This is a genomic window from Mycobacterium sp. 852002-51163_SCH5372311, assembly GCF_001667115.1.
Lineage (GTDB): Bacteria > Actinomycetota > Actinomycetes > Mycobacteriales > Mycobacteriaceae > Mycobacterium.
In genome coordinates this window covers 120,668-134,733 of record NZ_LZIJ01000197.1, presented here as the reverse complement: position 1 = coordinate 134,733, position 14,066 = coordinate 120,668, and the positions used below count along the sequence as shown (strand labels likewise).

The window sequence follows — 14,066 nt, the reverse complement described above, 5'->3', positions numbered from 1 at the left end:
GCCGCGCTCGCGATCGCCACGGGTTCTGAGGGTGACGACCCGTCCCCCAGCTTCGCGGGGGTGCCCCCAGCGCCCGGCTGCGCCGCGCTCGCGATCGCCACGGCCTTCCGCCTCGTAGGACCGCGGACGTACGCTCACCGATATGTGGGCAAACCAAGGAGAACGGACATGACCACCAACGAGCGCCCGACCACCATGTGCGAGGCATTCCAGCGCACCGCGGGGATCGATCCGGATGCCGTCGCACTGCGAACCCCCGGTGACGCGCAGACTCTGACCTGGCGCGAGTACGCCGATCAGGTACGTAAGGTGGCCGCCGGGCTGACCGGCCTTGGGGTCCGGCGCGGCGACACCGTCTCGCTGATGATGGCGAACCGCATCGAGTTCTACCCGCTCGAGGTTGGCGCCCAACACGTTGGTGCCACGTCGTTTTCGGTGTACAACACACTGCCGGCCGAGCAACTGACCTACGTGTTCGCCAACGCGGGCACCAAGGTGGTGCTCTGCGAAGAGCAGTACGTCGACCGCATCCGGGCCAGCGGCGCAGCCATCGAACACATCGTGTGCATCGACGGCACGCCGCCGGGCACGCTCTCAGTGGACGAACTGTGCGCGGCGGCTCCCGCCAATTTCGATTTCGAGTCGTCTTGGCGTGCTGTGCAACCCGAGGATGTGGTCACCCTCATCTACACCTCCGGCACCACCGGAAACCCAAAGGGCGTGGAGATGACGCACACCAACCTGCTATTCGAGGGTCGGGCCATCGACACTGTGCTAGGAGTCCGATTCGGTGACCGGATCACGTCGTTTCTGCCGTCTGCGCATATCGCCGACCGGATGTGCTGCCTATACCTGCAGGAGATGTTCGGCACGCAGATAACTGTGGTGTCCGACGGACGTGCGATTGCTGCCGCGCTGCCCGACGTGCGTCCCACGGTGTGGGGCGCGGTGCCGCGGGTATGGGAAAAACTCAAGGCCGGAATCGAATTCATGGTCAGCCACGAAACCGACGACACCAAGCGGCAAGCATTGGATTGGGCTATGGCGGTCGCGGCCAAACGCGCTGCGGCCCTGCTCGCTGGTGAAGAGATGCCGGACGACGTGGCGGCCGAATGGGCTAAAGCCGACGAGCTGGTGCTGTCCAAGATTCGCGAGCGGCTCGGCTTCGCTGAGCTACGGTGGGCCGTCTCGGGAGCGGCGCCGATTCCCAAAGAGACGTTGGCATTCTTCGCCGGCATCGGCATACCGATCGCCGAGCTTTGGGGAATGTCCGAGTTGAGCTGCGCCGCTACCCTTGTGCATCCGCGCGACGCGCGGCTTGGCACCGTCGGGAAACTGCTTCCCGGCCTGGAGGGCAAGATCGCCGAAGACGGCGAGTTTCTGGTCCGCGGCCCACTGGTGATGAAAGGCTACCGCAAGGAGCCCGCCAAGACCGCGGAGGCGATCGACCAAGACGGGTGGTTGCACACCGGTGACATCCTCGAGGTCGACGCCGACGGTTACCTGCGCGTCGTCGACCGCAAGAAGGAGCTGATCATCAATGCGGCCGGAAAGAACATGTCGCCGGCCAACATTGAGAACACGATCCTTGCCGCGTGTCCGATGGTCGGCGTGATGATCGCAATCGGTGACGGTCGGCCGTACAACACCGCGCTGATGGTCTTCGATGCCGACTCCGTCGGCCCGTACGCGGCGCAACGTGGGCTGGAACCCTCGCCCGCGGCCCTGGCGTCCGACCCGGAAGTGGTCTCCCGGATCGCCGCGGGAGTGGCCGACGGCAACGCCAAGCTCTCGCGGGTTGAGCAGATCAAGCGATTCCGGGTATTGCCCACGCTGTGGGAGCCGGGTGGTGACGAGATAACGCTGACGATGAAGCTCAAACGCCGCCCGATCGTCACGAAATACGCCGCCGAGATCGAGGAGCTCTACGCCGCTGATCTGCACCCCGAAGTCCACGAGCCCGCCAGCGTCGCATCGGTGCAACCGGCGTGACCGGGGGAGTGGCAGGGGCTGTGCGTGAGGTCGGGCGCGCACGGATGCGAAAGTTACTGCAGCGCACCGGTATTGTCGACGAATCGGTAACGGCGCTGCCGACGGACCCAGCCGAGGTCGGTCAGCTGCTGGCCGCCAACTGGTACGAGGAGCGACTGCAGAAGCTGGCGGCCGACCTCGGGCGGGATCCCGACAGCGTGCGCGTCGAAGCCGCGGGCTACCTGCGTGAGGTCGCGGCTTCGCGCGACGAGCGTGCGGTCGAGGCGTGGCGGGGCTTCAGCCGCTGGCTGATGCGGGCCTATGACGTGCTCGTCGACGAGGACCAGATCGCCGCGCTGCGCAAGCTGGATCGCAAAGCTACGCTGGCGTTTGCGTTTTCGCATCGGTCTTACTTGGACGGCATGCTGCTGCCGGAGACGATCCAGGCCAATCGGCTCACCCCGGCGCTAACCTTCGGCGGGTCTAACCTGAACTTCTTTCCGATGGGCGGCTTCGCCAAGCGCACCGGCACCATCTTCATTCGTCGTCAGACCAAGGACATTCCGGTCTACCGGTTCGTATTGCGTGCCTACACCGCGCAGTTGGTGCAAAACCACGTCAACCTGACCTGGTCGATAGAAGGTGGCCGCACCAGAACCGGCAAGCTGCGGCCTCCGGTGTTCGGCATCTTGCGCTACATCACCGACGCTGTCGACGAAATCGACGGTCCCGAAGTGTATTTGGTGCCGACCTCCATCGTGTACGACCAGCTGCACGAGGTCGAAGCCATGACCAACGAGGCCTACGGTGCTGTGAAACGGCCGGAAGACTTTCGCTTCCTGGTCCGGCTCGCGCGCCAGCAGGGTGAGCGGCTGGGCCGCGCCTACCTGGACTTCGGCGAACCGTTGCCACTGCGCAAGCGGCTCGAGGAACTACGCGCGTTGCAAACCGGGGACTCGGGTACCGGTACCGAAATCGAGCGCATCGCGCTGGACGTGGAACACCGGATCAACCGCGCCACCCCGGTCACCCCCACCGCGGTGGTCAGCCTGGCGCTATTGGGCGCTGACCGTTCGCTGTCCATCAGCGAGGTGCTGGCCACAGTGCAACCGCTGGCGAGTTACATCGCGGCGCGACACTGGGCGGTGGCCGGCGCCGCCGACCTGACCAACCGTTCGACGATCCGGTGGACGCTGCACCAGCTCGTCTCCTCCGGCGTGGTGAACGTGTACGACGCCGGCACCGAGGCGGTGTGGGGTATCGGCGCCGAACAGCATCTGGTCGCGGCTTTCTACCGCAACACGGCCATCCACATCCTGGTCGACCGCGCCATCGCCGAGATGGCGTTGCTGGCCGCCTCCGAGGACGCGGCCGACGGTTCCGTGCTCCCGGCGACCGTGCGCGACGAGGCGCTGAGCCTTCGCGAGTTGCTGAAGTTCGAGTTCTTGTTCTCGGCCCGGGCGCAGTTCGAGAAGGACCTGGCCGACGAGGTGCGGCTGATCGGGCCGGTAGAGGACACCACCAAGTCCGTCGCGGCGGCCGATGTGCGGCGGCTGCTGGAATCGGCCGACCTACTGCTCGCGCACCTGGTGCTGCGCCCGTTCTTGGACGCCTACCACATCGTCGCCGACCGGCTGGCCGCCCACGAGGACGAGACATTCGACGAGCAGGCCTTCCTGACCGAGTGCCTGCAGGTGGGCAAGCAGTGGGAGTTGCAGCACCGCATCGCCAGCGCCGAGTCCAGGTCGATGGAACTGTTCAAGACCGCGCTTCGGCTGGCCCGGCATCGCGAGCTGGTCGACGATTCCGCCGACCCCAATGACGCCGGTGACATTGCGCGGCGGCGACGCCAGTTCGCCGACGAGATCGCCACGGCCATCAGACGAGTGAACGTGATTGCGGAAATGGCCCGAACCCGCGGTCTGACCGCGACGACAACCGCCGCATACAGTGGTTGGCATGCCCCTGTCAGGTGAATACGCCCCCAGCCCCTTGGATTGGTCCCGCGAACAAGCCGAAAAGTACGCCGAATCCGGCGGTGCCGAGGCCGCAGACATGAAGGGCAAGCCCATCATTCTGCTGACCACCGTGGGCGCCAAGACCGGCAAACTGCGCAAGACGCCGCTGATGCGCGTCGAGCACGACGGGCAGTACGCCGTCGTCGCCTCCCTCGGCGGCGCCCCGAAGCACCCGGTCTGGTACCACAACATCGTGAAAAACCCTCGGGTCGAGCTGCAGGACGGCAGCGTCACCCGCGATTACGACGCCCGCGAGGTGTTCGGCGACGAAAAGGCCGTGTGGTGGGAGCGCGCCGTGGCGGCCTGGCCGGACTACGCCGAGTACCAGAAGAAGACCGACCGGCAAATTCCGGTGTTCGTACTGACCCCGGTGAGCTGACTTGTCCCTGGCCCGGCATGGCACCATTGATCGGTGTCCGCTGAACTGAGCGTGAGCCCGCAGGGCCCTGGAAGTCTGCCGCTGTCCGCGGCTGAGATCGACGGCGCGGCGAAGCGGATCGCCCCGGTGGTCGCGCCCACCCCGCTGCAGCTGAGCGAGCGACTTTCCGACGTCACCGGCGCGACGGTCTACCTCAAACGCGAAGACCTGCAGACCGTGCGCTCCTACAAGCTGCGCGGCGCCTACAACCTGCTGGTCCAGCTGTCCGACGACGAGCTGGCCGCTGGCGTGGTGTGCTCGTCCGCGGGTAACCACGCGCAGGGCTTCGCGTACGCCTGCCGGGCGCTGGGTGTGCACGGACGCGTTTATGTGCCCGCCAAGACGCCCAAGCAGAAGTGTGACCGGATCCGCTATCACGGCAGGGAGTTCATCGACCTGATCGTGGGCGGATCTACCTACGATCTGGCCGCGGAGGCGGCCATGGCCGATGTCGAACGCACCGGCGCCACGCTGGTGCCGCCGTATGACGACGTGCGCACCATGGCCGGTCAGGGCACCATCGCCGTCGAGGTGCTGGCGCAGCTCGAAGAGCTCGGTGGGGAGCCGGACCTGATGGTGGTGCCGGTGGGCGGCGGCGGCTGCATCGCCGGCGTCACGACCTACCTTGCCGAGCGGACCACCAACACCGCGGTGCTGGGTATCGAGCCGGCAGGAGCCGCCGCGATGATGGCGGCGCTGGCCGCCGGGGAGCCGGTGACGCTGGAACACGTCGACCAGTTCGTCGACGGCGCCGCAGTGAGCCGGGCCGGCACCCTCACCTATGCGGCGCTGGCCGCCGCCGGGGACATGGTGTCCATTACCACCGTCGACGAGGGTGCGGTGTGCACCGCGATGCTCGACCTCTACCAGAACGAGGGCATCATCGCCGAGCCGGCGGGCGCGCTCGCGGTGGCCGGCCTGCTGGAAGCCGAAGTCGAGCCCGGCTCCACTGTGGTGTGCCTGATCTCGGGCGGCAACAACGACGTGTCACGTTACGGCGAGGTGCTGGAGCGCTCGCTGGTCCACCTCGGCCTCAAGCACTACTTCCTGGTGGACTTCCCGCAGGAGCCCGGAGCGTTGCGCCGCTTCCTGGACGAGGTGCTCGGGCCCAACGACGACATCACGTTGTTCGAGTACGTCAAGCGCAACAACCGGGAGACCGGCGAGGCGCTGGTCGGCATTCAGCTGGGCTCGGCTGCTGACCTGGATGGCCTGCTGGCCCGGATGCGGGCGACCGAGATCCACGTCGAAACCCTGCATCCCGGGTCGCCGGCCTACCGGTACCTGTTGTTGTAGGGCGCGCAAAACCGGGCGCGAGCGTGCGTGTTTGTACGCGTTTTGCGGCGTGTCGCCGTGCATTTGCGCACCCTCGCGGCCTGTGATTTACCGCGAGTAGGACGTCAGGTACTGCGGGACGGGGGTATTGGGGGCGAGGTCGTCGGCGGGGACCGGCGCACCGGCCGTCAGATGCAAGGGCAGCACTCCCGCCCAGTGCGGCAGTGCGCAGTCTTCGGGTTCGTCCGCCGCGCCGCCGGTGCGTACCTTTGCCGAGACTTCGACCAGGTCGAGGGCCAACACCGCCGTAGCGGCGAGCTCGCGAGTATTCGGGGACCGGCAGTCGGTGGCACGGCCCGGCGCGACGTGGTCGAGCAGGCAGTGCAACGCTCGGAGTTTCTCCGCCTGGTCCTCGACGAGGCGCGCCTCACCCACCACGACGACCGAGCGGTAGACCAGCGAATGGTGCAGCGCCGAACGGGCCAGCACCAGCCCGTCGACCAGGGTGACGGTGACGCAAACCTGCAGGCCAGCGGCTTTGGCCGCGAGCATCGGGGCACTGCCGGTGGAGCCGTGCAGGTACAGCGTTTCGCCGAGGCGGGCGTGCGTCGTCGGCAATACCACGGGGCTTCCGGCGTTGACGTAACCGAGGTGGCAGATCAGCGCCTCGTCCAGGATGCGGTGGACGGTCTCCCGGTCGTAGCGCGCGCGTTCCCGGTAGCGAGTAGGTGTTGTTCGCGGGGTGGGGTGATATGCCGTTTCCATCGGTTGCCTTTTAGTTTGTACTAGTACATAATCGTTAGCGTGCCAGTACAATACAGCATAACGGGCTCGGGCGCGGAGTCGATAGCTGCCAGCATCGAAGACGGCATCTCCGACGGCGCGCTGGCACCGGGTGACGCCCTGCCGCCCATCCGGGAAGTCGCAGCCGAACTGGGCGTCAACGCCAACACAGTCGCCGCCGCGTATCGCCTGCTGCGCGAACGCGGGGCGGTCGAAACCGCGGGACGGCGGGGAACGCGGGTGCGGTACCGTCCGGCGACCACGCCGAGGTCGCTGCTCGGCCTCGGCGTTCCCGAGGGAGCGCGCGACCTGTCGACCGGGAACCCGGACCCTGCGCTGTTGCCGATCGCTGCGGCGCAACTTGCCGCGCCGGATGCCGCCGCGCCGGTGCTGTACGGGCAATCTGCGATCTCGGCCGAATTGCTCGACTATGCCCGCGCCGCGTTGAGCGCCGATGCCGTCCCGGCCGATTACCTCGCGGTGACCAGCGGCGCGCTGGACGGCATCGAGCGGGCGCTCACCGCACACCTGCGACCGGGCGACCGGGTTGCCGTAGAAGATCCGGGCTGGGCCAACTTGCTGGATCTTCTTGCCGCGCTGGGACTTTCCGCCGAGCCAGTTCAGGTCGACGACAACGGGCCGGTGGTCCTCAGCATGGCGCGGGCGCTGCGGCGGGGCGTGCGCGCGGTGGTGGTGACTTCGCGTGCACAGAACCCGACCGGGGCCGCGTTGTCGGCAGAACGGGCCAAAGCGCTGCGTAGCCTGTTGTCCGGCAAGACCGCCGAGGTGTTGGTCGTCGAGGACGATCACTGCGCCGGGATAGCGGGCGTGCCACTGCATGCACTGGCCGGATCGACGCGGCGCTGGGCTTTCGTGCGGTCGGCGTCAAAGGCGTACGGTCCTGACCTGCGGCTGGCCATTCTGGCCGGAGACCGCCGCACCGTCGAGCGGGTGAACGGACGGCTGCGTCTCGGACCCGGCTGGGTGAGTCACCTGCTGCAGGACCTCACGGTCCGGCTGTGGACCGACGACAACGCCAAGTGTCTCGTCGAGGAGGCCAAGGAGCGATATGCCAACAACCGCAACCGATTACGCGCCGCGCTGGCCGAGCGTGGAGTGACGGCCTACGGCAGGTCCGGCCTCAACGTCTGGGTCCCGGTGCCCGACGAGACGACGGCGATCACCCGCTTGCTCAGTGCGGGATGGGCCGCGGCACCGGGTACGCGGTTCCGGATGGATTCACCCGCGGGCCTGCGAATCACCATCGCCGACCTGGCTTACGGTGAGATCGATCCGCTGGCCGATGCGGTCGCCGAGGCGGTCCACGGAACCGGTCGCCCGAGTGTCTAGCGCGTCTGCTCGCGCAACTTAAGTGCGCAGGATCGCGAAGGAGTGGCCCGGCAGCTCAGTGGTGCCGTCGCCGATGACCGGCGGATCCCAGGCCAGCACCAGCTCACCGCTGACCGGCACCGCCACCGGCTCGGCACCGAGATTGCAGGCGATCGACAGCCGGCCCCGCCGCAGCACTATCCAGCGCTCGGCTTCGTCATAGTCGACGGTGAGGTGCTCCAGCAACGGATCGGCCAGGTCCGGCTCGTCGCGGCGCAGCGCGATCAGGTCGCGATAGAGGCCCAGCAGCCGGGCGTGTTCGCCCGAGCCGACTTCATCCCAATTCAGCTTGGAGCGCTGAAACGTCTGCGGGTCCTGCGGGTCGGGGATATCGTCTGCGTCCCAGCCGTGCTCGGCGAACTCGGCCTTGCGTCCCTCTGCGGTGGCACGGGCCAACTCGGGCTCGGGATGGGAGCTGAAGAACTGGAACGGCGTCGACGCTCCCCACTCTTCGCCCATGAAAAGCATTGCCGTATAAGGAGATCCGAGAACCAGTGCGGCCTTGACCGCCAGCTGTCCTGGCGTCAGGTTCTGCGACGGCCGGTCGCCCAGTGCACGGTTGCCCACCTGGTCGTGGGTGCAGGTATAGGCGACCAGGCGGGTCGCCGGAACATCCGAAGTCAGCGGACGTCCATGCCGCCGCCGCCGGAATGACGAGTAGGTGCCGGCGTGGAAAAAGCCGTGGCGCAGCGTTTGCCCCAGCGTCGCTAGTGAACCGAAATCGGCATAATAGCCCTGGCGTTCGCCGGATACCGCGGTGTGGACGGCGTGATGGATGTCGTCGTCCCACTGCGCGGTCATTCCGTAGCCACCGGCGCCGCGCGGTGTGACCAGCCGCGGGTCGTTGCGATCGCTCTCGGCGACCAACGACAGTGGACGCCCTAATTGGCTTGACAGCCAGTCGGTTTCGGTGGCCATCTCCTCGAGGATGTGTACCGCGGTGGTGTCCACCAGAGCGTGCACGGCATCGAGTCGCAGCCCGTCGGCGTGGAAGTCGCGCATCCAGCGCAGCGCACACCCGATGATGTAGCGCCGGACCTCGTCGGAGTCGGCGTCGGCGATGTTGATGCCTTCCCCCCACGGATTGCTTGCCGACGACAGGTATGGGCCGAACCGAGGCAGGTAGTTGCCCGACGGCCCGAGATGATTGAACACCGCGTCGATCAGCACGCCCAGGCCGCGGGCGTGGCATGCGTCGACGAACCGGACCAGGCCGTCGGGTCCGCCGTAGGGTTCGTGCACGCTGTACCACAACACACCGTCGTATCCCCAACCATGGGTTCCGGCAAAGGAGTTGACCGGCATCAGCTCGACGAAGTCGACACCGAGATCCACCAGATAATCCAGCTTTTCGACGGCGGAGTCGAAAGTACCCGCGCCGGTGAAGGTTCCGACGTGCAACTCGTAGATCACCGCGCCCTCGATCGACCGGCCCGGCCAGTCACCGTCGGTCCAGTTGGCGCGCGACGGATCCCACAGCTGCGAGCGCGCGTGCACCCCCTCGGGCTGACGGGCCGAGCGGGGGTCGGGCAGCACCGCGGTATCGTCGTCTTGCAGGTAGCCGTAGCGGGCGTCAGGTGCGGTATCCACGGTCGCATGCCACCAGCCGTCGTCCGAACGCTCCATCGCATGCGTGACACCCTCTACATCGAGCCGCACCCGCTCGGGTCTGGGCGCCCACACCCGGAATTCAGTCAATGTTTCGCTCCAGCAGGACGACCGGCAGGTCGGCGAACAATTCGGCGGCCGAGGTCGGCCCGCTTGCCATCGCGCCGGTGAGGGTGTCAGTCCAGGAACCCTCGGGCAGGGGCAGCACCGTGTTACCCCAGCCTGTTTCGGCCAGCCGCACGGTCCAGCGGGTCACCGCCACCACCACGTCGTCGCCCCGCTGAAACGCCAGAATGTGATCGCTGGCCTGCCCGTCGGCGAGCACCGGAAGGTATCCGCTCCGCAGGAAGGTGTCCGGACGGGAGCGCCGCAGCCGAAGCGCGGTGGTGACGACCCGAATCTTGGGGTGCCGCAAGTCTTGAAGTGCCGCTCTGCGGGCCGCAAAGTCGATCGGACGGCGGTTGTCGGGGTCGACCAGGCTGTCGTCCCACAGCTCGGTGCCCTGGTAGGTGTCGGCAATCCCCGGCACCGTCAGCGCGAGCAGCTTCTGGCCCAGGGCGTCGCTGGCGGCGTGCGGATTGAGTTGCGCGACAAGCTCGGTCAGCGCGCCGGCCACCGGCCCGTCCAGCACGGCGTCCAGCCAGTTGTGCACCGCTTGCTCGAAAGCGGTGTCCGGATCGTTCCACGAGGTGTGCCAGGACGCTTCCCGGATGGCCTTTTCGGCGTAGGCGTGCAGCCGCTCGCGCAGCTGGTCATCCACCTCGCCGCTGACCGGCCACACTCCGAAGATGTTCTGCCACAGGAACTGTCCGGTCGCCGGATCGGGCGAGGGCGCCTGTATCTCCCAGCGCGCGACGAACTCCGACCACAGCGACGGCACCTGGGACAGCACGCCGATGCGGGCGCGCACGTCCTCGCCGCGCTTGGTGTCATGAGTGGTCAGCGCGGTCATCGTTTGGGGCCACGTCCGTGCGCGCTCGGCGGCGCGGTGATGAAACTCCGCGGCGCCGACGCCGAACCGGTGCGGTTCGCCACCCACCTCGTTGAGCGACACCAGCCGGGTGTCCCGGTAGAACAGGCAGTCCTCGACCGCTTTGGCGGTCACCGCGCCGCACAGCTGCTGCAGGCGGGTCGCCGGTTCGCCCCCGCGGGCCAGGGCCGCCGACAGCACCTGCAGGGCTGGCCCTAATTCCGGTGCTGCCGACTGGGTTTCGGCCAGTGCCGTGGGCAGGATCGCGGCCAGGCCGGGGTAGTCGCAGCGGTACACGCCGATGTGGGTAAGCAACGCGGCGACCGCGTCGGGCAGCAGCGGATGGTCGCGGCCCGCCGCGGCCACGATGGACCGCCTCAGCCTGGCCATTTCCGGCGCCAAAGTCTTCGTAGCCGCGCGGATTTTCAAGTCTGCCAGCATGGCCGGCATGCTGCGATAGTCGACACCGGCGGATTCGACCAATTCGGTCAGCGCCGACTCCCCGCTGGGGTCCACGAACACTCCGCCCACTTCACGCAGCACGTCGTAGCCGGTGGTGCCGGCCACCGGCAGCGTCGGCTCCAGCGCCTCGTCGACGGCCAGGATCTTCTCAACCACGATCCAGGCCTTGGGGCCCACCAGCTTTCGCAGCCAGGCCAGATACCCGCAGGGATCGGAAAGCCCGTCGGGGTGGTCGATGCGCACGCCGTCGACGAGATCGTCGGAAAACCAGCGGGCCACTTCGGCGTGGCTGGCGCCGAACACCGCGGGATCTTCCTGACGCAGTCCGGCCAGTGAGGTGATCGAGAAGAACCGGCGATAACCGCACGCCCCGCTCCGCCAGCCCACCAGCCGGTAGTGCTGGCGGTCGTGCACGTCGGCACCGGTGCCATCGGCGGTGCCGGGTGCGATCGGCAGCGCGAGGTCGCCGAGCCGCAGCAGGTCGCCGTCGACCTTCAGATCGGCAACGTCGTCGTCGGAACCCAATATCGGCAAGACAATTCGGCCGTCATCGAGGTCCCAGTCGATGTCGAAATAACCCGCATACGCCGAGGACCGGCCATTCCGCAACACGTCCCACCACCAGGCGTTCTGCTGCGGCTGGTCCACCCCGACGTGGTTGGGCACGATGTCGACGACCAGGCCCATACCGCGCGCCCGGGCCGCCGCCGACAGCCGGGCCAGCCCCTCCGGACCGCCGAGCTCCGGCGACACGGCCGTAGGGTCGGCGACGTCGTAGCCGTGGCTGGACCCGGCGACCGCGGTCATGATCGGGGACAGGTACAGATGCGACACCCCGAGCTCGTCGAGGTAGTCCAGCAGCTTCTCGGCGTCGGCGAAGGTGAACCCGAATCCGCTCGATTCACCGCGCAGTTGTAACCGGTAGGTGGAATGCACCGGAAAAGCCATGCGTCAGGCGGTCTTACGTAGCACGAGCAGGGAGCGTGCCGGCACCGGTACCGTGACTTCGGCCGCCACCACAAGGTCGTTGTCGCCGACGGGATCGTTGGTGTCCAGCGCGGCGGTCCACTCCCGGGCATAGTCGTCGTGCGGCGTCACGAAGTTCACCTCTTCGTCGTGGGCGTTGAAACACAACAGGAATGAGTCGTCGACGACCCGCTCGCCGCGCGCATTCGGGGCGGTGATGGCGTCGCCGTTGAGAAACACCGCCACACACTTGTGATGAAAGCTCTTGTCCCAGTCCTCGTGCGTCATCTCCCGGCCGCTCGGTGTCAGCCAGGCGATATCGCGGACTTCGTCGCCGGTTCGGATCGGCTCGCCCTCGAAGAAGCGGCGCCGGCGAAACACCGGATGGGTTGTCCGCAAGTCGGTCGCCTTGCGGGCGAAGGCCAGCAGATCGGCATTCTTGTCCACCAATGACCAATCCATCCAGGCCAATTCGGAGTCTTGACAGTAGACGTTGTTGTTGCCCAGTTGGGTGCGCCCGATCTCGTCACCATGCGCGATCATCGGCGTTCCCTGGCTGATCATCAAAGTCGCCCAGAAGTTGCGCATCTGGCGGCAGCGCAGCGCGATGATGTCGGGGTCGTCGGTGGGGCCTTCGACGCCGCAGTTCCACGACCTGTTGTGGCTTTCCCCGTCGTGGTTGTCCTCGCCGTTGGCTTCGTTGTGTTTTTCGTTGTAGGACACCAGGTCGTTGAGCGTGAACCCGTCGTGGGCGGTGACGAAGTTGATGCTGGCGCTGGGCCGCCTGCCGGTCACCTCGTAGAGGTCCGACGAGCCGGTCAGTCGCGAGGCGAACTCACCAAGGGTCGCGGGTTCCCCCCGCCAGTAATCACGCACAGTATCGCGATACTTCCCGTTCCACTCCGTCCACAAACCGGGAAAATTTCCGACCTGGTAGCCGCCCTCGCCGACGTCCCACGGCTCGGCGATCAGTTTGACCTGGCTGACCACCGGATCTTGCTGCACCAGATCGAAAAACGCGCTCAATCGGTCGACGTCGTGCAACTCGCGGGCCAGGGTCGAGGCCAGGTCGAAGCGGAAGCCGTCGACGTGCATTTCCAGCACCCAGTAGCGCAACGAGTCCATGATGAGCTGCAGGGTGTGCGGGTGCCGCGCATTGAGGCTGTTGCCGGTGCCCGTGTAGTCCTTGTACAGCCGCAGGTCCTCGTCGACGAGCCGGTAGTAGGCCTTGTTGTCGATGCCGCGGAAGTTGATCGTCGGTCCCAGGTGATTGCCTTCGGCGGTGTGGTTGTACACCACGTCGAGGATGACCTCGATACCGGCTTCGTGCAGACTGCGCACCATCATCTTGAACTCGGCCACCGCGCTGCCGGCCTGCCGGGTCGACGCGTACTGGTACTGCGGTGCGAAGAACCCGAATGTGTTGTAGCCCCAGTAGTTTCGCAAGCCGAGTTCGAGCAGCCTCTGGTCGTGCAGGAACTGGTGTACCGGCATCAGCTCGAGTGCGGTGACGTTGAGCGACTTGAGGTGGTCGATGACGGCCGGGTGGGCCAGCCCGGCGTAGGTGCCTCGCAGCTCCTCGGGAACGCCGGGATGCGTCTGGGTCATGCCCTTGACGTGAGCCTCGTAGATGACCGTCTCGTGGTACGGGGTGAGCGGTGCCCGGTCGAACGCCCAGTCGAAGAAGGGATTGATCACCACGCTCGTCATCGTGTGACCCAGCGAATCGACCATCGGCAGACTATCGGTTTGCGCGGAGTCGCCTTCGGAATCAACGGCGTTCAAGTCATACGAGAACAGCGCCTGCCCGAAGGTGAAGTCGCCGACGAACGCCTTGCCGTACGGGTCGAGCAGCAACTTGCTCGGGTCGCACCGATGACCGGCCGCGGGGTCGAACGGCCCGTGCACACGAAATCCGTAACGCTGTCCCGGGACGATGTTCGGCAGGTAGGCGTGCCAGACATATCCGTCCACCTCGTCGAGCGGCACGCAGGACTCGCTGCCGTCCTCACCGATCAGGCACAAGTCGACGTTGTCGGCGATCTCGGAGAAGAGCGAAAAGTTTGTGCCCGCACCGTCATAGGTGGCCCCGAGCGGATAGGCGGTTCCCGGCCACACGGTGGGCAGCGTCGGTTCGGTCCCGCCAGCGTCCTCGCCACTGTTCGACGACATCACTCGACCTTAACCGGGTCGCTACGACCCGGCA

The 14,066-nt window shown here is 66.8% G+C and carries 9 protein-coding genes; 5 read left to right on the top strand and 4 right to left on the bottom strand.

Annotated elements, in window-relative coordinates; genetic code table 11:
• Positions 1-168: 168 nt before the first annotated feature.
• From fadD11 to ilvA, 4 genes are read left to right on the top strand one after another with little or no spacing between them, the layout of a single operon-like run.
• Positions 169-1,992, top strand: a complete 1,824-nt coding sequence (gene fadD11, locus A5791_RS24495) for a fatty acid--CoA ligase FadD11 (RefSeq protein ID WP_067242621.1) — start codon at positions 169-171, stop codon at positions 1,990-1,992.
• Complete coding sequence (locus tag A5791_RS24490) at positions 1,989-3,947, top strand: lysophospholipid acyltransferase (RefSeq protein ID WP_067242619.1); 1,959 nt, start codon at positions 1,989-1,991, stop codon at positions 3,945-3,947. Before fadD11 ends, A5791_RS24490 begins: the two co-directional genes overlap by 4 nt.
• Complete coding sequence (locus A5791_RS24485) at positions 3,931-4,368, top strand: nitroreductase family deazaflavin-dependent oxidoreductase (RefSeq protein WP_067242616.1); 438 nt, start codon at positions 3,931-3,933, stop codon at positions 4,366-4,368. The genes A5791_RS24490 and A5791_RS24485 overlap by 17 nt, the downstream gene beginning before the upstream one ends.
• 33 nt (positions 4,369-4,401) lie before the next feature.
• The gene (gene ilvA / locus A5791_RS24480; RefSeq protein WP_067242615.1) at positions 4,402-5,703 is read left to right on the top strand and encodes a threonine ammonia-lyase; all 1,302 of its coding nucleotides are present in this window, start codon (positions 4,402-4,404) and stop codon (positions 5,701-5,703) included.
• Between the two features lie 87 nt (positions 5,704-5,790).
• Here the strand turns inward: ilvA and A5791_RS24475 are convergent, their stop codons facing one another.
• Positions 5,791-6,447 carry a pyridoxamine 5'-phosphate oxidase family protein gene (locus tag A5791_RS24475; RefSeq protein ID WP_067242613.1) on the bottom strand — a complete coding sequence of 219 codons (657 nt, stop codon included), beginning with the start codon at positions 6,445-6,447 and terminating at the stop codon, positions 5,791-5,793.
• 39 nt (positions 6,448-6,486) lie between these two features.
• Between A5791_RS24475 and A5791_RS24470 the strand changes: the two genes are divergently transcribed.
• Positions 6,487-7,815 (top strand): aminotransferase class I/II-fold pyridoxal phosphate-dependent enzyme, encoded by a 1,329-nt coding sequence (locus tag A5791_RS24470; RefSeq protein WP_067242611.1) that lies wholly within the window; start codon positions 6,487-6,489, stop codon positions 7,813-7,815.
• An 18-nt stretch (positions 7,816-7,833) separates the two neighbouring features.
• Here the strand turns inward: A5791_RS24470 and treZ are convergent, their stop codons facing one another.
• Genes treZ through glgX form a run of 3 tightly spaced genes read right to left on the bottom strand, consistent with a single transcriptional unit; the run spans position 7,834 to position 14,032 of the window.
• A complete protein-coding gene (treZ, locus tag A5791_RS24465; RefSeq protein ID WP_067242609.1) occupies positions 7,834-9,552 on the bottom strand; it encodes a malto-oligosyltrehalose trehalohydrolase in 1,719 nt (572 codons plus the stop codon).
• Positions 9,545-11,842, bottom strand: coding sequence for a malto-oligosyltrehalose synthase (gene treY / locus A5791_RS24460; RefSeq protein ID WP_067242607.1), 2,298 nt, complete (start codon positions 11,840-11,842; stop codon positions 9,545-9,547). Before treY ends, treZ begins: the two co-directional genes overlap by 8 nt.
• A 3-nt stretch (positions 11,843-11,845) precedes the next feature.
• Positions 11,846-14,032, bottom strand: a complete 2,187-nt coding sequence (gene glgX / locus A5791_RS24455) for a glycogen debranching protein GlgX (RefSeq protein WP_067242605.1) — start codon at positions 14,030-14,032, stop codon at positions 11,846-11,848.
• Positions 14,033-14,066: the final 34 nt, after the last annotated feature.

Excerpts from the sequence above, each read along its gene's own strand:
- glgX (WP_067242605.1), bottom strand. The coding sequence starts at position 14,032 with ATGTCGTCGAACAGTGGCGAGGACGCTGGCGGGACCGAACCGACGCTG.
- fadD11 (WP_067242621.1), top strand. The coding sequence starts at position 169 with ATGACCACCAACGAGCGCCCGACCACCATGTGCGAGGCATTCCAGCGC.
- treY (WP_067242607.1), bottom strand. The coding sequence starts at position 11,842 with ATGGCTTTTCCGGTGCATTCCACCTACCGGTTACAACTGCGCGGTGAA.
- A5791_RS24475 (WP_067242613.1), bottom strand. The coding sequence starts at position 6,447 with ATGGAAACGGCATATCACCCCACCCCGCGAACAACACCTACTCGCTAC.
- A5791_RS24485 (WP_067242616.1), top strand. The coding sequence starts at position 3,931 with ATGCCCCTGTCAGGTGAATACGCCCCCAGCCCCTTGGATTGGTCCCGC.